The sequence below is a fragment of the Streptomyces sp. RKAG290 genome, assembly GCF_023701695.1.
Lineage (GTDB): Bacteria > Actinomycetota > Actinomycetes > Streptomycetales > Streptomycetaceae > Streptomyces.
This window is the reverse complement of sequence record NZ_JAJOZC010000001.1, coordinates 5,832,643-5,849,162: the sequence shown is the minus strand read 5'-3', so window position 1 is coordinate 5,849,162 and position 16,520 is coordinate 5,832,643. Positions and strand designations below refer to the sequence as shown.

Below are 16,520 nucleotides of genomic sequence, written 5' to 3'. Positions count from 1 at the left end.
CATTGTTGCGTAATTAGTTCGGCCCTGACAACCACCCTCCGAAACGATCTACGGTGGAATCGATCACTTAGGGTTACCTAATCAAGGCCCCGGACGGGAGTCCGGCAGGCGGCTGCCTAGACTTACCGCCCATGAAGAGCGAGCCCGCCCCACCCCCGTCCGCACCGGCCGTCCAGGTCCGTGGCCTGGTGAAGCGGTACGGCGGCCGGACCGCGGTGGACGGCCTCGACCTGTGCATGGAGGCCGGCGCGGTCACCGCGGTCCTGGGACCCAACGGCGCCGGGAAGACCACCACGATCGAGACCTGCGAGGGATACCGCCGTCCGGATGACGGGACGGTCCGGGTCCTCGGTCTCGACCCCCTGAAGGACGCGGCGCGGCTCCGCCCCCGGATCGGCGTGATGCTCCAGTCCGGCGGCGTCTACTCCGGCGCCCGGGCCGAGGAGATGCTGCGCCACATGGCGAAACTGCACGCCCACCCGCTGGACGTGGACGCCCTGATCGAGCGCCTGGGCCTGGGCAGCTGCGGCCGCACCGCCTACCGGCGGCTCTCCGGCGGCCAGCAGCAGCGGCTCGCCCTGGCCATGGCCGTCGTCGGCCGCCCGGAACTGGTCTTCCTGGACGAGCCGACCGCCGGCCTCGACCCGCAGGCCCGCCGCTCCACCTGGGACCTCGTACGGGAGCTGCGCGCCGACGGCGTCAGCGTCGTGCTCACCACCCACTTCATGGACGAGGCCGAGGAGCTCGCCGACGACGTGGCCATCATCGACGCGGGCCGGCTCATCGCCCACGGCAGCCCGGAGACGCTCTGCCGCGGCGGCGCCGAGAACACCCTGCGCTTCACCGGCCGCCCCAACCTCGACCTCGGCTCCCTGCTGAAGGCGCTGCCCGACGGCACGGAGGCGGCCGAGCTCACCTCGGGCACGTACCGCATCACCGGCCAGGTGGACCCGCAGCTGCTGGCCACCGTCACCTCCTGGTGCGCGCAGAACGGCGTGATGCCCTCCGGCATCTCCGTCGAGCGCCACACCCTGGAGGACGTCTTCCTGGAACTGACCGGCAAGGAGCTGCGCGCATGAGCGCCGGTACGTACACCCCCCGGCCGGGCGCCGCCCCGCTGCCGCGCATGATCGCCGCGCAGACCGCGCTGGAGACGCGGATGCTGCTGCGCAACGGCGAGCAGCTGCTGCTGACGGTGATCATCCCGACGCTGCTGCTGGTGCTGTTCAGCGCGGTCGACATCGTGGACACCGGCGCGGGCGAGTCGGTCGACTTCCTCACACCCGGCATCCTCGCCCTCGCGGTGATGTCCACGGCCTTCACCGGCCAGGCCATCGCCACCGGCTTCGAGCGGCGCTACGGGGTCCTCAAGCGGCTGGGCGCCTCACCGCTCCCCCGCTGGGCGCTGATGACCGCCAAGACACTGGCCGTGCTGGTCACCGAGGTGCTGCAGGTCGTGCTGCTGACGGTGATCGCCTTCGCGCTGGGCTGGTCCCCGCACGGCAACCCGTTCGCCGTCCTGCTGCTGCTCGTGCTCGGCACCGCGGCGTTCTCCGGGCTGGGACTGCTGATGGCCGGCACGCTGAAGGCGGAGGCGACCCTCGCCGCCGCCAATCTGGTCTTTCTGCTGCTGCTGGTCGGCGGCGGGGTCATCGTGCCGCTGGAGAAGTTCCCGGACGCCGTGCAGTCCGTGCTGGGGCTGCTGCCGATCGCGGCCCTGTCGGACGGGCTGCGGGACGTCCTGCAGCACGGGGCGGCGATGCCGTGGGGCGACCTCGGCATCCTGGCCGTCTGGGCGGTGCTGGGCCTGGGCGCGGCGGCCCGGTTCTTCCGCTGGGAGTGAGCCCGCCGGTACCCGCACGAGGTCATGGTTCGTCCCCCTCGTGAAAGCTTGCACAAGCGGCCGCCTACGATGGTGCGCGTGCCAAAGCTGACCCGAGCCGATGTCGCTCAAGCCGTGCGGAACCCGCTCCTGTTCATCGCCGACCGCTGGACGCCGTCCCCACGGACGGTGCGCCGCGCGGTGATGTCGGCCGTCGTCATGGCCGTCGCCATCGTCGTGACCGGCGGGGCGGTGCGGCTGACCGGTTCCGGTCTGGGCTGCCCCACCTGGCCCAAGTGCACCGACGAGAGCCTGACGGCGACGAGCGCGATGGGCTTCCACGGCGCCATCGAGTTCGGCAACCGGATGCTCACGTACGTGCTGTGCGCGGCGGTCGGATGGGCGATCATCGCCGCCCGGTCCGCGAAGCCGTGGCGGCGCAGCGTCACCCGGCTCGGCTGGGCGCAGTTCTGGGTGGTGATGGGCAACGCCGTCCTCGGTGGCGTCGTCGTGCTGGTCGGGCTCAACCCGTACACCGTCGCGGCGCACTTCCTGCTCTCCACCGCCCTGCTGACGATCGCGCTGGTGACCTGGCAGCGCACCAGGGAGGGCGACACGGAGCCCCGTCCGCTGGTCGGCAAGGCCGTCTCGCAGCTGACCTGGCTGCTGGTGGTGGCGGCCGGGCTGCTGATCGCGGTCGGCACGGTGGTCACGGGGTCCGGCCGGCACGCCGGTGACTCCAGCGACGTCCACCGCATCCCGATCGACTGGAAGACGATCGCCCAGCTCCACGCCGACCTGGCCTGGGTCGTGGTGGCGCTGACCGTCGCGCTCTGGTTCGTCCTGAAGGCCGTCGACGCCCCCGTCGGGCCGCTGCACCGGGCCCGCGACCTCTTCCTGATCCTGATGGCGCAGGGCGTCATCGGGTACGTCCAGTACTTCACCGACACGCCGGAGATCCTGGTCGGACTGCACATGTTCGGCTCGTGCCTGGTGTGGATCGGCGTGGTGCGCGTGCTGCTGTCGCAGCGTGAGCGGCCGGTGGCCGCCGCCCCGTTGCCGGGCCCGGCAGCCGAGCAGCCCGAGCCCGCGACGGCCGGCTGAGCCGCCGCACGACCCCGGCCCACGAGGTCCGGCCCGCACCCCCTGACCGGGATGCGGGCCGGACCTTTTTTACCGAAGCCGCGACCGCTACGCCGGTGCCGGGCCGCTGCGCCGGCGAGGCGCCGCACTCACGAAGGCTCCCGCCGGCACCCAGGTCACTCTCCGCGCGCCCACTCCTGCGGCGTCGCGTCCAGCAGTGCGGCGAGCCGGGCGGGGTCCGGCAGGGGGCCGTGGTCACCGGTGACCCGCAGCGCGGCGCCCGCGGTGAGGTGCCCCAGCCGCAGCGCCCGTACGGTGTCCTCGCCGCGCAGCAGCCCGGCGAGGTACCCGGCGGCGAACGCGTCACCCGCGCCCACCGGCTCGACGACCTCGACCCGGGGGGCCGGCACGGTGTGGACCCGGGTGCCGTCGAAGGCGGTGGCGGCCCGCCCGCCGTCCTTGACGACGAGGATGCGGGGCTCGGGCAGCAGGTCGCGCACGGCGGCCGCGTCGCGCAGCCCCTCCCCCCACAGCGCCTGGGCCTCGTCGAGGCCGACGAAGGTGATGTCCGCCCGCCGGGCGAGGTCGAGCAGCACCGCGGCAGCCGTGCCGTCCGGCCAGAGGGCGGGCCGGTGGTTGACGTCGAAGCTGACGGGGCAGGGGCGTTCGGCCACGGGGGGTTCCAGCAGTGCGGCCACCAGGTCGCGGCAGCTCGCGGAGAGCGCCGGGGTGATGCCGCTGAGGTGGATGAGCCCGGCGGTGCGCACCGCCTCGTCGCCCAGCAGGTCCGGTGTCAGCGCCGAGGCGGCGGAGCCGCGGCGGTAGTAGTGGACCCGGGTGCCGTCGCTGCCGGGGTCCTTGACGAGGAGGCCGGTCGGGCGGTGCGGGTCGGTGCGTACCCCGCTGACGTCGGCACCGGACGCGGCGACCTCGCTGCGGATCCGGCGGCCGAACGGGTCGTCGCCGAGGGCGGAGACCCAGCGGGCGGGCACCCCGTGGACGGCGAGGTACATCGCCACATTGGACTCGGCGCCGGCGATCCGTACCCCGAGCCGGTCGGCCCCTTCCAGCGGGGCGGCCGGGTCCGGCACCAGTGCGGCCATGGTCTCGCCGATGCAGGTCACCGGGGGCCGGGCCGGCCACGGGCTGCCCGTGCGGGAGGTCTCGGTCACAGGGAGCTCCCCTGCCGGCAGGCGGCGGCCGGGCCCGGGGCCTCGGCCCTACCGGCGGACCGGATGCCCGCTCCGGCGGCCGCGATCCGGGTGCCGGGGCGTCCGTGGACGGGCGCGCCGGCGCTCATCGCCCGGCGTCCGCGGGGAGGCGCACGGCGTCGAGGAAGGCGCGGGTGCGGGCGCGCAGCGCGTCGGTGCTGCCGCCGTCCGCGGCGTCGCCGATCAGCGGGGAGCCGACGCCCACGGCGGTCGCGCCCCGGGCGAGGTAGTCGCGGGCCAGTTCGGCGTCCACGCCGCCGACCGGCACGAACGGCGCGTCCGGGAACGGCCCGCGCAGCGCCTTCAGGTAGCCGGGGCCGCCGGCCTGCGCGGCGGGGAAGATCTTGTACCCGTCCGCGCCGAGCCGCTGCGCGGCCACGATGTCGGTCGGGGTCATCACTCCGGCCAGCACGGGCAGGCCGAGGCGCTTCGCCTCGGTGACGCCCTCGCACACGGCCGGGGTGACGACGAAGTCGGCTCCCGCCTCGTGCACCGCGGCCGCGTCCGCCGCGGTCAGGACGGTTCCCGCGCCGAGCGGCGCGGCCGGGCCGAGGGCGGTCCGGGCCCGCCGGATGACTTCGAGCGCGTCCTTCCCGCTGAGGGAGACCTCGATGAGCGAGAGGCCCTCGTCGGCCAGGGTCAGTACGGTCCTGAGCGCGGCGTCCGCGTCGGCGCCGCGCACGATGGCGACGATTCGGCGGGTGCGCAGTTCGGTCAGCAGATCCACGTGCGGGTTCCTTGTTCTTCGGTACGGCTGTTGCGGTCGCTGCCACGGTTGCGGCGGTCACGGTGAGGCGCCGGCGCACCTCGCCGCGGGCCGGGACCGGGGCGGCGTCGCCCTCCCCGGCGGCCGCCCGGCCGAGGCCGCGGCCGCGCGTCGGCCCGGCCCCGGGAGCGGTACGGATCCTGCTCGGGGAACCCGCCGAGGCTACGCCACGGGTGCGCCGGACACCGTGCTGCCCTCGGCCGGGGACGTCCGCCGGCCGCCGTGCGCCCGGCCGGTCCCGGTCCGCGGCGGGGACGGGGCGCTCACCATTCGGCGAAGGACCCGTCGTCGTGCCGCCACACCGGATTGCGCCAGGCGTGGCCGGACCGGTCGGCCGCGCGTACGGCGTTCTCGTCGACGGTGACGCCGAGCCCAGGCAGCTGTGTGCGCCGGGCGTGTCCGGAGTCGAAACGGAAGGGTTCGGTGTCGACGACGTAGCTGAGCAGGTCGGCGTCCTTGTTGTAGTGAATGCCCCGGCTCTGTTCCTGGATGAGGAAGTTCGGGGTGGCGAAGGCGATCTGCAGGCTGGCCGCGAGGGCGATGGGGCCGAGCGGGCAGTGCGGGGCGAGCTGCACCCCGTAGGTCTCGGCGAGCGAGCCGATGCGGTGGACCTCGGAGATGCCCCCGGCGTGCGAGAGGTCCGGCTGGGCCACCGCGATCCCGGCCGTCAGGGCGGGCAGGAAGTCGGCACGCCCGTAGAGCCGTTCGCCGGTGGCGATGGGGACGGAGGTGGCGCCGACGAGGGCCGGGAGCAGGTGGCCCTGATCGGGCAGCAGGGGTTCCTCCACGAACAGCGGGTGCAGCGGCTCGATCGCGTGCAGCACCCGGCGGGCCCCGGCCGGTCCGAATCTGCCGTGCATGTCGATGGCGACGTCGCGGCCGGGGCCGAGCACCTCGCGGGCGGCGGCGACCCGTTCGACGACGGCGGCGGTCTCGGCGGGGGTGGTCAGGGGCGAGGTGCGGCCGGCCGCGTTCATCTTGACGGCGGTGAATCCGGCCTCGACCTGGGCGGTGATCTCCTCGGCGAGTCGGGCGGGCTCGTCACCGCCCACCCAGGCGTAGACCCGGACCCGGTCGCGCACGGGGCCGCCGAGCAGGGCGTGCACGGGGGCTCCGTACGTCTTTCCGGCGATGTCCCACAGCGCCTGGTCGATGCCGGCGACGGCGCTGGAGAGCACCGGGCCGCCGCGGTAGAAGCCGCCCTTGCTGAGCACCTGCCAGTGGTCCTGGATGCGCAGCGGGTCCTGGCCGATCAGGTATTCGGCCAGGACGTCGACGGCGGCCCTGACCACTTCGGCCCGGCCCTCGACTACGGGTTCGCCCCAGCCGACGACGCCCTCGTCGGTCTCGATCCGGCAGAACAGCCAGCGCGGCGGGACGAGGAAGGTCTCGATACGTGTGATCTTCACCGGTCCGCACTCCTCTCGCCGGCGGCCGCGCCGGTGCCGTGCACCCGGTCGAGGTCGCGTACGGCCTGGTCGAGCAGCGCCCGCATGGCGTGCTCGGCCTCGGCCGGGTCCTGGGCGCGCACGGCGTCCAGGACGGCCCGGTGGCTGGGCACCGGGTCCTCACCGTGGCGGGAGCTGTGCACGATCTCGTCGCGGTGCGCGAGGCCGGACTCGATGACCATCTCCATGCGCTCCAGCAGCTCGTTGTGGGTGGCGGCCAGGAGCGCGCGGTGGAAGGCGAGGTCCGCCTCGACCGCGTGCGCCGCGCCGCCGTCCTGCTCGCCCATCGCGGTCAGCGCGTCTTCGAGGACGACCAGGTCGGCCTCGGTGCGGCGTTCGGCGGCCAGCCGGACGGCGGCCGGCTCGACGATGCCGCGGACCTCGCCCAGGTTGCGCAGCAGGGCCCGGTCGGCGCCGGAGCCGGTGCCCCCGGCGAACTGCCAGCGCAGCACGTCCGCGTCGAGCAGATTCCAGTCGGCGCGTGCCCTGACGAAGGTGCCGCGCTTCTGGCGCGCGTCGACGATCCCCTTGGCCGCGAGGACCTTCAGGGACTCCCGCAGGGCGGTCAGGCTGACGTCGAGCTCACCCTGGAGCGCCACGAGGTCGAGTGTCGCTCCTTCGGGGATCTCGCCGCTCAGGACCCGGCGCGCGAGAGTCTCCACGGTCTGGCCGTGGACTCCGCGGCGCGCGTACGGCGTCATGTCTGTGTGCCCTTTCAGCTGTGCGACGGGGTACGGCGGCGTCAGGCCGAGGCCTTGACGACGGACCAGCCACCATCCACGAGCAGGCTCGATCCGGTGATGTAGGACGCTTCGTCGGCGGCGAGGAAGGCGATGGCGGCCGCCGCCTCCTGCGGGGTGCCGAACCGGCCGGCGGCCGTCTCGGCGACGCTCCTGCGGCGGTCCTCCTCCGCGACCCGGTCCCAGGCCGCGGTGAGGATGGGCCCCGGCAGCACGGCGTTGACCCGCACCTCGGGCCCGTACTCCACCGCGAGCTGTCCGCACAGGGAGAGCAGCGCGCCCTTGGACGCCGCGTAGGCCGGGTGCCCCGGGATGCCCTTGTGGGCGTGGACCGAGGAGGTCAGCACCGCGGCGCCGCGTTGTGCGCGCAGGTCGGGCAGGACCGCCCGGAAGCCGAGGAAGGTGCCGGTGAGGTTCACGGCGAGCTGCCGCTCCCAGGAGGCGACGGTCATCTCGTGGGCGGGGGCGACGTCGACCGTGTAGGCGTTGCTCACCAGGACGCCGACGGGTCCGAAGGTGTGTGCCGCGGCCACCGCCCGCTGCCAGTCGCCCTCGTCGGAGACGTCCGTACGGACGAAGAGTGCCCGGCCCCCTGGGCCCGGATGGACTCGGCGACGCTCTCGCCGGGAACCTCTGCGAGGTCCGCGACGATCACGGCCGCACCCTCCGCGGCCAGGCGTTCGGCGGTGGCCGCGCCGATGCCCGAGGCGGCTCCGGTGACCAGGGCCACCTTGTCGGCGAAGCGGGGGTTTCCGTTCATGGGGCGGGACGACTCCTCGGTTTCGTGCCTGCCCCGGCCGTCCGCGGCGACAGTGCCCGGGGCGGGGGCTGTTGCGGTGCCACGGACAGCACTGTGGCGGCTCCCCGACCCTTCGTCAAGATTAATTAGTAATTAAGTGAGAATTCGATTCGATGCCTAGGTGAACGACGGAACGGCGGAGGCCGGCCGGACAGGTGTCCGGCCGGCCTCCGCCGTTCCGTTCGTTCCGCAGGGGCTCAGGCCTTGTTGGCCGGCCCGCCGACCTGGATGCCGGCCATCCGCGTCCACTCGTACGGGCCGGTGCGCACCTTGGCGGCGAACTCTCCGTCGAAGGACTCGTGCATCGTGATCCCGGACTTCTGCGCGGCGCTCTCGGCCACCGCGTACGAGGGGGCGACCAGATCGCCCCAGCCGCCGTCCTCGCCGACGAGGACGATGCGGGTGCCCGTCTGTCCGATGTAGGCGAGCTGCCCCTCGGCGCCGCCGTGGGCCTTCGCGAAGGCACCGATCTGCTTGGCCAGCCTCGCCGCCCTGCGCTCCGCGCGCGCCGCCTGCCTGCTGTCCGCCTGCTGGGTCTCAGCCGTCTCTGCCATGAACAGGATGCTACCGACGGGTAGATCAACTGGCGACGGGCGGGGCACGTGGCGTAGCCCACGCACCCCGCCCGTGGGCAGGAACCGACGAGGCGGACTACCTCAGGAAGGGGTCCACCGCGACGGCGACGAAGAGGAGCGACACATAGGTGATCGACCAGTGGAACAGCCGCATCTCCTTGAGCTTGGCGCCGGCCACCCCGGCCCTCGCCCTGCTCTGCAGGCCGTGTGCCTCCCAGAGCCAGAAGCCGCCGGTGAGCAAGGCCACAGCCGTGTAGAACCAGCCGGTGTAGCCCAGCGGGGTCAGCAGCAGCGAGACGGCGACCATCACCCAGCTGTAGATGACGATCTGGCGGGCCACCACCCGATTGGTGGCAACGACCGGAAGCATCGGGACGCCGACCCGGGCGTAGTCGTCCTTCACCTTCATGGAGAGCGGCCAGTAGTGCGGCGGCGTCCAGAAGAAGATGACGGCGAAGAGGATCACCGCGGCCCAGGACATCGAGTTCGTCACGGCCGACCAGCCGATGAGGACCGGCATGCAGCCCGCGATGCCGCCCCAGACGATGTTCTGCGAGGTACGGCGCTTCAGCAGCATCGTGTACACGACGACGTAGAAGAGCAGGGCCCCGAGCGACAGCGCCGCCGACAGCCAGTTGACCAGCAGCCCGAACCAGAGCGTCGACAGCACGGCGAGCGCGATGCCGAAGACCAGGCACTCGCGCGGGCTCACCATCCCGGTGACGAGTGGTCGCTGCGACGTACGGTCCATCAACGCGTCGATGTCGCGGTCGATGTACATGTTCAGTGCATTGGCACCGCCGGCGGACAGGTATCCGCCGATGGTGGTAGTGAGCACGAGCCACAGGTCGGGTACACCCTGAGCGGCCAGGAACATCACCGGAACAGTGGTGATCAGCAACAGCTCGATGATCCGAGGCTTGGTCAGTGCCACGAATGCCTTGACACGGGCCCCGAATGGGCGATGGCCCCCTGGGCTCGGAGTCAAGGCGACCCCTGCGGGTCGGGACTCGACGGCCGTCACGCACACCCCTGACAGAGAAATCCCAGCAAGCTCCGGGCATGAAGGCCCAGTAAAGACTTGCGCGAACCAGACCACTGTAGACGTTGGGGACAGGCCGTCCTTCGCGGGGGTGGGGTCGTGTTGATGTGGCGTGGAGGCCTGCCGATGCCCATCGGGGGAAGGCTCCTCCCACCGGACCGGCACACCCGTACACACCGGTGCCCGCAGGAGTCGTACAGGAGTGCTCCGGGGCGCTCTTCGGAGCACCTCAGGAGTGAGCTCCGGCGCTCATCGGAGTGACGCATCGGTGAGCCTCCGCGCTCATACGGGAGGCGAATTCGGCGGGCCGCCCGCACCCTGGGATTACCCGGAAATCGCGGGTGGCGACGGGGGTAGGCTCGACAACGCCCGGTGCGGTCACAGTCACCGGTTTACAACAGTGGAGAGGAGCCCTGACTCAGGGTGAGCACCAAGCCGACCACCACAGACCTCCAGTGGACCGAATTGGACCAGCGGGCCGTGGACACCGTCCGCGTCCTCGCCGCGGACGCCGTACAGAAGGTCGGAAACGGCCACCCGGGTACGGCCATGAGCCTGGCTCCCGCCGCGTACACCCTCTTCCAGAAGGTGATGCGGCACGACCCCGCGGACGCGGAGTGGACCGGCCGCGACCGGTTCATCCTCTCGGTGGGCCACAGCAGTCTGACCCTCTACATCCAGCTCTACCTGGCCGGGTACGGCCTGGAGCTGGAGGACCTCGAAGCCTTCCGCACCTGGGGCTCGAAGACTCCGGGCCACCCGGAGTACGGCCACACCACGGGCGTGGAGACGACCACCGGCCCGCTGGGCCAGGGTGTCGCCAACGCCGTGGGCATGGCGATGGCCTCGCGCTACGAGCGCGGCCTGTTCGACCCGGAGGCGGCCCCCGGCACCTCCCCGTTCGACCACATGATCTGGGCCGTGGCAGGTGACGGCTGCCTCCAGGAGGGCATCTCCGCGGAGGCGTCCTCGCTGGCCGGGCACCAGAAGCTGGGCAACCTGGTCCTCCTGTGGGACGACAACCACATCTCCATCGAGGGCGACACGGAGACCGCGGTCTCCGAGGACACCCTCAAGCGCTACGAGGCGTACGGCTGGCACGTCCAGCGCGTCGAGCAGCTGCCGAGCGGTGACCTGGACCCGGCGGCCCTGTACAAGGCGCTGCAGGCGGCCAAGGCCGAGACCGGGCGCCCGTCGTTCATCGCGGCCCGCTCGATCATCGCCTGGCCCGCGCCGAACGCCCAGAACACCGAGGCCGCGCACGGCTCCGCGCTCGGCGCCGACGAGGTCGCCGCGACCAAGAAGGTGCTGGGCTTCGACCCGGAGAAGTCCTTCCAGGTCGCCGACGAGGTCATCGCCCACACCCGCGAGGCGCTGGACCGCGGCCGCGAGGAAAAGGCCGAGTGGGAGAAGACGTTCGCCGCGTGGCGCACCGCCAACCCGGAGCGCGCCGCCGAGTTCGACCGCATCCGCGCGGGCGAGCTGCCCAAGGGCTGGGAGGACAAGCTCCCCGTCTTCGAGCCCGGCAAGAGCGTCGCCACCCGCGCCGCCTCCGGCAAGGTGCTGCAGGCGCTCGGCGAGATCATCCCCGAGCTGTGGGGCGGCTCCGCCGACCTGGCCGGTTCGAACAACACCACGATCGACAAGACGTCGTCGTTCCTCCCGGCCGGCAACCCGCTGCCGGGCGCGGACCCGTACGGCCGCACGGTGCACTTCGGCATCCGCGAGCACGCCATGGCCGCGGCCATGAACGGCATCGCGCTGCACGGCAACACCCGCATCTACGGCGGCACCTTCCTGGTGTTCTCCGACTACATGCGCAACGCCGTACGCCTGTCCGCGCTGATGCACGCGCCGGTGACGTACGTGTGGACGCACGACTCGATCGGTCTCGGCGAGGACGGCCCGACGCACCAGCCGGTGGAGCACCTGGCCTCGCTGCGTGCCATCCCGGGCCTGAACGTCGTCCGTCCGGCCGACGCCAACGAGACCTCCATCGCCTGGCGCGAGGTCCTGCGGCGCTACACCAAGGTGTTCGGCAAGGGCGCCCCGCACGGCCTGGCGCTGACCCGCCAGGGCGTGCCGACCTACGAGGCGAACGAGAACGCGGCCAAGGGCGGCTACGTGCTGTTCGACGCCGAAGGGGCCGACGGGCAGAGCGCGGACGCCCAGGTCGTCCTCATCGGCACCGGCTCCGAGGTGCACCTCGCCGTCGAGGCGCGCGAGGAACTGCAGTCCGCCGGCATTCCGACCCGGGTGGTCTCGATGCCGTGTGTCGAGTGGTTCGAGGAGCAGGACCAGGCGTACAAGGACAGCGTCCTGCCGCCGGCCGTGAAGGCCCGGGTCGCCGTCGAGGCCGGCATCGGCCTGACCTGGTACCGGTACGTCGGGGACGCCGGCCGGATCGTCTCGCTGGAGCACTTCGGTGCCTCGGCCGACGCCAAGGTCCTGTTCCGCGAGTTCGGCTTCACCGCCGAGCACGTCGCCGCCGCCGCGCGGGAATCTCTCGCCGCCGCCACGCGCTGACGACGACATACGACTAGTAGGAGATGCAATTCCAATGACAGACGCACTCAAGCGCCTCTCCGACGAGGGCGTGGCGATCTGGCTCGACGACCTGTCGCGCAAGCGCATCACGTCGGGCAATCTGGCGGAGCTGATCGACCAGAGCCACGTCGTGGGTGTCACGACCAACCCGTCGATCTTCCAGAAGGCGATCTCCTCGGGCGACGGTTACGAGCAGCAGCTCACCGACCTCGCGGCCCGCAAGGTGACCGTCGAGGAAGCCATCCGCATGATCACCACCGCGGACGTCCGGGACGCGGCCGACATCCTGCGTCCGGTCTTCGACGCCACGGACGGCCAGGACGGCCGGGTCTCCATCGAGGTGGACCCGCGCCTGGCGCACAACACCCTGGCGACGGTCGCCGAGGCCAAGCAGCTCGCCTGGCTGGTGGACCGGCCGAACACGCTCATCAAGATCCCGGCGACGAAGGCCGGCCTGCCGGCGATCACCGAGACCATCGGGCGGGGCATCAGCGTCAACGTCACGCTGATCTTCTCGCTGGAGCGCTACCGCGAGGTCATGGACGCCTACCTGGCGGGCCTGGAGAAGGCCAAGGCCGCGGGCCTCGACCTCTCCAAGATCCACTCGGTGGCCTCGTTCTTCGTGTCCCGCGTGGACACCGAGATCGACAAGCGGCTGGACGCGATCGGCAGCGACGAGGCCAAGGCCGCGAAGGGCAAGTCCGCCCTCGCCAACGCGCGCCTGGCCTACGAGGCGTACGAGGAGGTCTTCGCCGGCGAGCGCTGGACCGCCCTCGACAAGGCGCACGCCAACAAGCAGCGTCCGCTGTGGGCCTCCACCGGCGTCAAGGACCCGTCCCTCAAGGACACCCTGTACGTCGACGACCTCGTCGCACCGAACACGGTCAACACCATGCCGGAGGCGACTCTGGACGCGGTGGCCGACCACGGCGAGATCACCGGCAACACCATCGCCGGTTCCTACGACCAGGGCCGCGCCGACCTCGAAGCGATCAAGAAGCTCGGGGTCAGCTACGACGACGTCGTCCAGCTCCTCGAGGACGAGGGCGTCGAGAAGTTCGAGGCTGCCTGGACCGACCTGCTCAACTCGACCGAGGCGGAACTCAAGCGCCTCGCCCCTTCGGAGGGCTGACCACTTTGTCTGGTGTTCCCGGAGCCAACCCGCTCCGTGACGCCCAGGACCGACGGCTCCCGCGTATCGCGGGGCCGTCGGGCCTGGTCATCTTTGGCGTCACGGGCGATTTGTCCCGTAAAAAGCTGATGCCCGCCGTCTACGACCTGGCCAATCGCGGCCTGCTGCCGCCGGGCTTCTCGCTCATCGGTTTCGCGCGCCGCGAATGGCAGGACGAGGACTTCGCCCAGGAGGTCCACGACGCCGTCAAGCAGCACGCCCGTACCCCGTTCCGTGAAGAGGTCTGGCAGCAGCTCATCCAGGGGATGCGCTTCGTCCAGGGCGACTTCGACGACGACGACGCCTTCGAGACCCTGAAGGCGACCATCCAGGAACTCGACAAGGCGCAGGGGACGGGCGGCAACTTCGCCTTCTACCTCTCCGTGCCGCCGAAGTTCTTCCCCCAGGTCGTCCAGCAGCTCAAGAAGCACGGGCTCGCGGACCAGAAGGAGGGCTCCTGGCGGCGTGCCGTCATCGAGAAGCCCTTCGGCCACGACCTCAAGAGCGCGCAGGAGCTCAACCAGCTCGTGCACGACGTGTTCCCGCCCCACGAGGTCTTCCGGATCGACCACTACCTGGGCAAGGAGACGGTCCAGAACATCCTGGCGCTGCGGTTCGCCAACACGATGTTCGAGCCGATCTGGAACCGGAGTTACGTCGACCACGTACAGATCACGATGGCCGAGGACATCGGCATCGGCGGCCGGGCCGGCTACTACGACGGCATCGGCGCCGCCCGTGACGTCATCCAGAACCACCTGCTCCAGCTGCTGGCGTTGACCGCGATGGAGGAGCCCGGCTCCTTCCACCCGAAGGCGCTGGTCGCCGAGAAGCTCAAGGTGCTCACCGCCGTCGAGCTGCCGGACGACCTCGGCAAGCACACCGTGCGCGGCCAGTACGCGCACGCGTGGCAGGGCGGCGAGGAAGTCCTCGGCTATCTGGAGGAGGACGGTATCGACCCCAAGTCGAAGACCGACACCTTCGCCGCGATCAAGCTGACGATCAACAACCGCCGCTGGGCGGGCGTGCCGTTCTACCTGCGTACCGGCAAGCGGCTCGGCCGGCGGGTCACGGAGATCGCGATCGTCTTCAAGCGCGCCCCGTACCTGCCCTTCGAGTCCGGCGCGACCGAGGAGCTGGGCAGCAACGCCCTGGTCATCCGGGTCCAGCCGGACGAGGGCGTGACCGTGCGGTTCGGCTCCAAGGTGCCCGGCACCTCGATGGAGGTCCGGGACGTCACGATGGACTTCGCCTACGGCGAGTCCTTCACGGAGTCCAGCCCCGAGGCGTACGAACGGCTCATCCTCGATGTGCTGCTCGGCGACGCCAACCTCTTCCCCCGCCACCAGGAGGTCGAACTCTCCTGGGACATCCTCGACCCGATCGAGGAGTACTGGGACAAGCACGGCAAGCCCGCGCAGTACCCGTCGGGCACCTGGGGCCCGACCGAGGCGGACGACATGCTCGCACGAGACGGACGGAGCTGGCGCCGGCCATGAAGATCGATCTCACGGAAACCACTTCCAGCAAGATCAACCAGGCGCTGGTGTCGGCACGCCGCGCCATCGGCACCCCGGCGATCGGCATGGTCCTCACGCTGGTCATCGTCACCGACGAGGAGAACGCCTACGACGCGCTCAAGTCGGCCGGCGACGCCTCGCGCGAGCACCCCTCGCGGATCATCGCGGTGATCAAGCGGGTCAGCCGTTCGCCGCGCTCCCGGCGCGACGCCCGGCTGGACGCCGAGGTCCGGGTCGGCTCCGACGCGGGCACCGGCGAGACCGTGGTACTGCGGCTGCACGGCGAACTGGCCAACCACGCACAGTCGGTGGTCCTCCCGCTGCTGCTGCCGGACGCCCCGGTCGTGGTCTGGTGGCCGGAGGACGCGCCCTCGGACCCGGCGAAGGACCCGCTGGGCGCACTCGCCCAGCGCCGGATCACGGACACCTACTCGGCGGAACACCCGATCGCCGAACTGGCGGTGCGCGCGAAGTCGTACACCCCCGGTGACACCGATCTGTCCTGGACCCGGATCACGGGGTGGCGCTCGATGCTGGCGGCCGCGCTCGACCAGCAGTCCGTGGACGTCCTCTCGGCGACGGTCGAGGGCGAGTCGGAGAACCCGAGCTGCGAACTGCTGGCCATGTGGCTCGCGGACCGGCTCCAGGTACCGGTGGAGCGCACCATGTCGGGCGGCCCGGGTCTGACGGCCGTCCGGATGGAGACCAAGAGCGGCACGATCGTGCTGGACCGGGCCGACGGTTCGCTGGCCACGCTCTCCATGGTGGGACAGCCGGACCGCGCGGTGGCGCTCAAGCGCCGGGAGACCGCGGAGCTGCTTGCCGAGGAGCTGCGCCGGCTCGACCCGGACAACACCTACGAGTCCTCGGTGAAGTTCGGCGTGGACCGGCTCGGGGAGGCGACGGCCCCCAAGGCCGCCGCGGCCTCGAAGCCGGCCGACGCGTCCGCCGCCCCGGCCAAGAAGACGGCCGCGGCGAAGAAGGCGACGTCGAAGTGAGCGTCGTCCCCCAGCTCGTCGTGCACCGCGACAAGGAGCTGATGGCGCAGGCCGCGGCGGCCCGGCTGATCACGAAGGTCGTGGACGCCCAGGCCGCGCGCGGTCACGCCTCGGTGGTGCTCACCGGCGGTCGCAACGGCAACGGCCTGCTGGCCGCGCTCGCCGAGGCGCCCGCCCGGGACGCGGTCGACTGGTCACGGATCGACCTGTGGTGGGGCGACGAGCGGTTCCTGCCCGAGGGCGACCCGGAACGCAATGTCACGCAGGCCCGCAAGGCCCTGCTGGACTCGGTGCCGCTCGACCCGGCACGGGTGCACGCGATGCCCGCGTCGGACGGCCCGCACGGCGGGGACGTCGATGCCGCGGCTGCCGGGTACGCCGCCGAACTGGCCGCCGCGGCCGGTCCGGAGGACCACGGTCCGGTGCCGGTGTTCGACGTGCTGATGCTGGGCGTCGGACCGGACACGCACGTCGCCTCGCTCTTTCCCGAGCTGCCCGCGGTGCGGGAGACCGAGCGCACCGTCGTCGGTGTGCACGGGGCGCCCAAGCCGCCGCCCGTACGGGTGTCGCTCACGCTGCCCGCCATCCGGGCGGCCCGTGAGGTGTGGCTGCTCGCGGCGGGTGAGGACAAGGCGGAGGCGGCGGCCATCGCCCTGTCGGGTGCCGGGGAGATCCAGGCCCCGGCGGCGGGTGCGTACGGACGCAGCCGCACCCTGTGGCTGCTGGACGCGGCGGCGGCCTCGCAGCTGCCGCGCGCCCTGTATCCGCCGGCCTCTCCCTGAGCGGCCGTCAGCAGCA

The 16,520-nt window shown here is 71.9% G+C and carries 14 protein-coding genes and 1 pseudogene; 8 read left to right on the top strand and 7 right to left on the bottom strand.

Features of this window, described 5'->3' with window-relative positions:
* The first annotated feature begins 131 nt into the window (after positions 1–131).
* The 3 genes from LNW71_RS25780 to LNW71_RS25770 all read left to right on the top strand — a co-directional run bounded on the left by LNW71_RS25780 (position 132) and on the right by LNW71_RS25770 (position 2,926).
* A complete protein-coding gene (locus tag LNW71_RS25780) occupies positions 132–1,079 on the top strand; it encodes an ABC transporter ATP-binding protein (protein WP_250970401.1) in 948 nt (315 codons plus the stop codon).
* Positions 1,076–1,843, top strand: a complete 768-nt coding sequence (locus LNW71_RS25775) for an ABC transporter permease (protein WP_250970400.1) — start codon at positions 1,076–1,078, stop codon at positions 1,841–1,843. Before LNW71_RS25780 ends, LNW71_RS25775 begins: the two co-directional genes overlap by 4 nt.
* 69 nt (positions 1,844–1,912) lie before the next feature.
* A complete protein-coding gene (locus tag LNW71_RS25770) occupies positions 1,913–2,926 on the top strand; it encodes a COX15/CtaA family protein (protein WP_250970399.1) in 1,014 nt (337 codons plus the stop codon).
* Between the two features lie 155 nt (positions 2,927–3,081).
* Here LNW71_RS25770 and LNW71_RS25765 read toward each other — a convergent pair whose 3' ends face one another.
* The 7 genes and pseudogenes from LNW71_RS25765 to LNW71_RS25735 all read right to left on the bottom strand — a co-directional run bounded on the left by LNW71_RS25765 (position 3,082) and on the right by LNW71_RS25735 (position 9,474).
* Entirely contained in the window at positions 3,082–4,077 is a 996-nt protein-coding gene (locus LNW71_RS25765) for a sugar kinase (RefSeq protein WP_308294519.1), read from the bottom strand.
* 124 nt (positions 4,078–4,201) lie between these two features.
* Positions 4,202–4,843, bottom strand: coding sequence for a bifunctional 4-hydroxy-2-oxoglutarate aldolase/2-dehydro-3-deoxy-phosphogluconate aldolase (locus tag LNW71_RS25760; protein ID WP_250970398.1), 642 nt, complete (start codon positions 4,841–4,843; stop codon positions 4,202–4,204).
* A gap of 302 nt (positions 4,844–5,145) precedes the next feature.
* Positions 5,146–6,291: a galactonate dehydratase gene (gene dgoD / locus LNW71_RS25755; RefSeq protein ID WP_250970397.1), complete on the bottom strand. Its 1,146-nt coding sequence runs from the start codon at positions 6,289–6,291 to the stop codon at positions 5,146–5,148.
* Positions 6,288–7,031, bottom strand: a complete 744-nt coding sequence (locus tag LNW71_RS25750) for a FadR/GntR family transcriptional regulator (RefSeq protein WP_250970396.1) — start codon at positions 7,029–7,031, stop codon at positions 6,288–6,290. The genes dgoD and LNW71_RS25750 overlap by 4 nt, the downstream gene beginning before the upstream one ends.
* A gap of 41 nt (positions 7,032–7,072) precedes the next feature.
* A pseudogene (locus LNW71_RS25745) lies at positions 7,073–7,830 on the bottom strand (SDR family NAD(P)-dependent oxidoreductase).
* A gap of 236 nt (positions 7,831–8,066) precedes the next feature.
* Positions 8,067–8,423, bottom strand: coding sequence for a hypothetical protein (locus LNW71_RS25740; protein ID WP_250970395.1), 357 nt, complete (start codon positions 8,421–8,423; stop codon positions 8,067–8,069).
* Between the two features lie 97 nt (positions 8,424–8,520).
* A complete protein-coding gene (locus LNW71_RS25735; protein ID WP_250970394.1) occupies positions 8,521–9,474 on the bottom strand; it encodes a heme o synthase in 954 nt (317 codons plus the stop codon).
* Between the two features lie 435 nt (positions 9,475–9,909).
* On the opposite strand from LNW71_RS25735, the gene tkt reads away from it, so the two are divergent.
* The 5 genes from tkt to pgl are packed head-to-tail and all read left to right on the top strand — an operon-like array spanning position 9,910 to position 16,504.
* Positions 9,910–12,012: a transketolase gene (gene tkt / locus LNW71_RS25730; protein WP_250970393.1), complete on the top strand. Its 2,103-nt coding sequence runs from the start codon at positions 9,910–9,912 to the stop codon at positions 12,010–12,012.
* A gap of 34 nt (positions 12,013–12,046) precedes the next feature.
* Complete coding sequence (gene tal, locus LNW71_RS25725) at positions 12,047–13,165, top strand: transaldolase (RefSeq protein ID WP_250970392.1); 1,119 nt, start codon at positions 12,047–12,049, stop codon at positions 13,163–13,165.
* A gap of 5 nt (positions 13,166–13,170) precedes the next feature.
* Positions 13,171–14,703: a glucose-6-phosphate dehydrogenase gene (gene zwf / locus LNW71_RS25720; RefSeq protein WP_250970391.1), complete on the top strand. Its 1,533-nt coding sequence runs from the start codon at positions 13,171–13,173 to the stop codon at positions 14,701–14,703.
* On the top strand, positions 14,700–15,722 hold the full coding sequence (gene opcA, locus LNW71_RS25715) for a glucose-6-phosphate dehydrogenase assembly protein OpcA (RefSeq protein ID WP_250970390.1): 1,023 nt from the start codon (positions 14,700–14,702) through the stop codon (positions 15,720–15,722). Before zwf ends, opcA begins: the two co-directional genes overlap by 4 nt.
* Positions 15,719–16,504, top strand: coding sequence for a 6-phosphogluconolactonase (pgl, locus tag LNW71_RS25710; protein WP_308294518.1), 786 nt, complete (start codon positions 15,719–15,721; stop codon positions 16,502–16,504). Before opcA ends, pgl begins: the two co-directional genes overlap by 4 nt.
* Positions 16,505–16,520 lie beyond the last annotated feature (16 nt).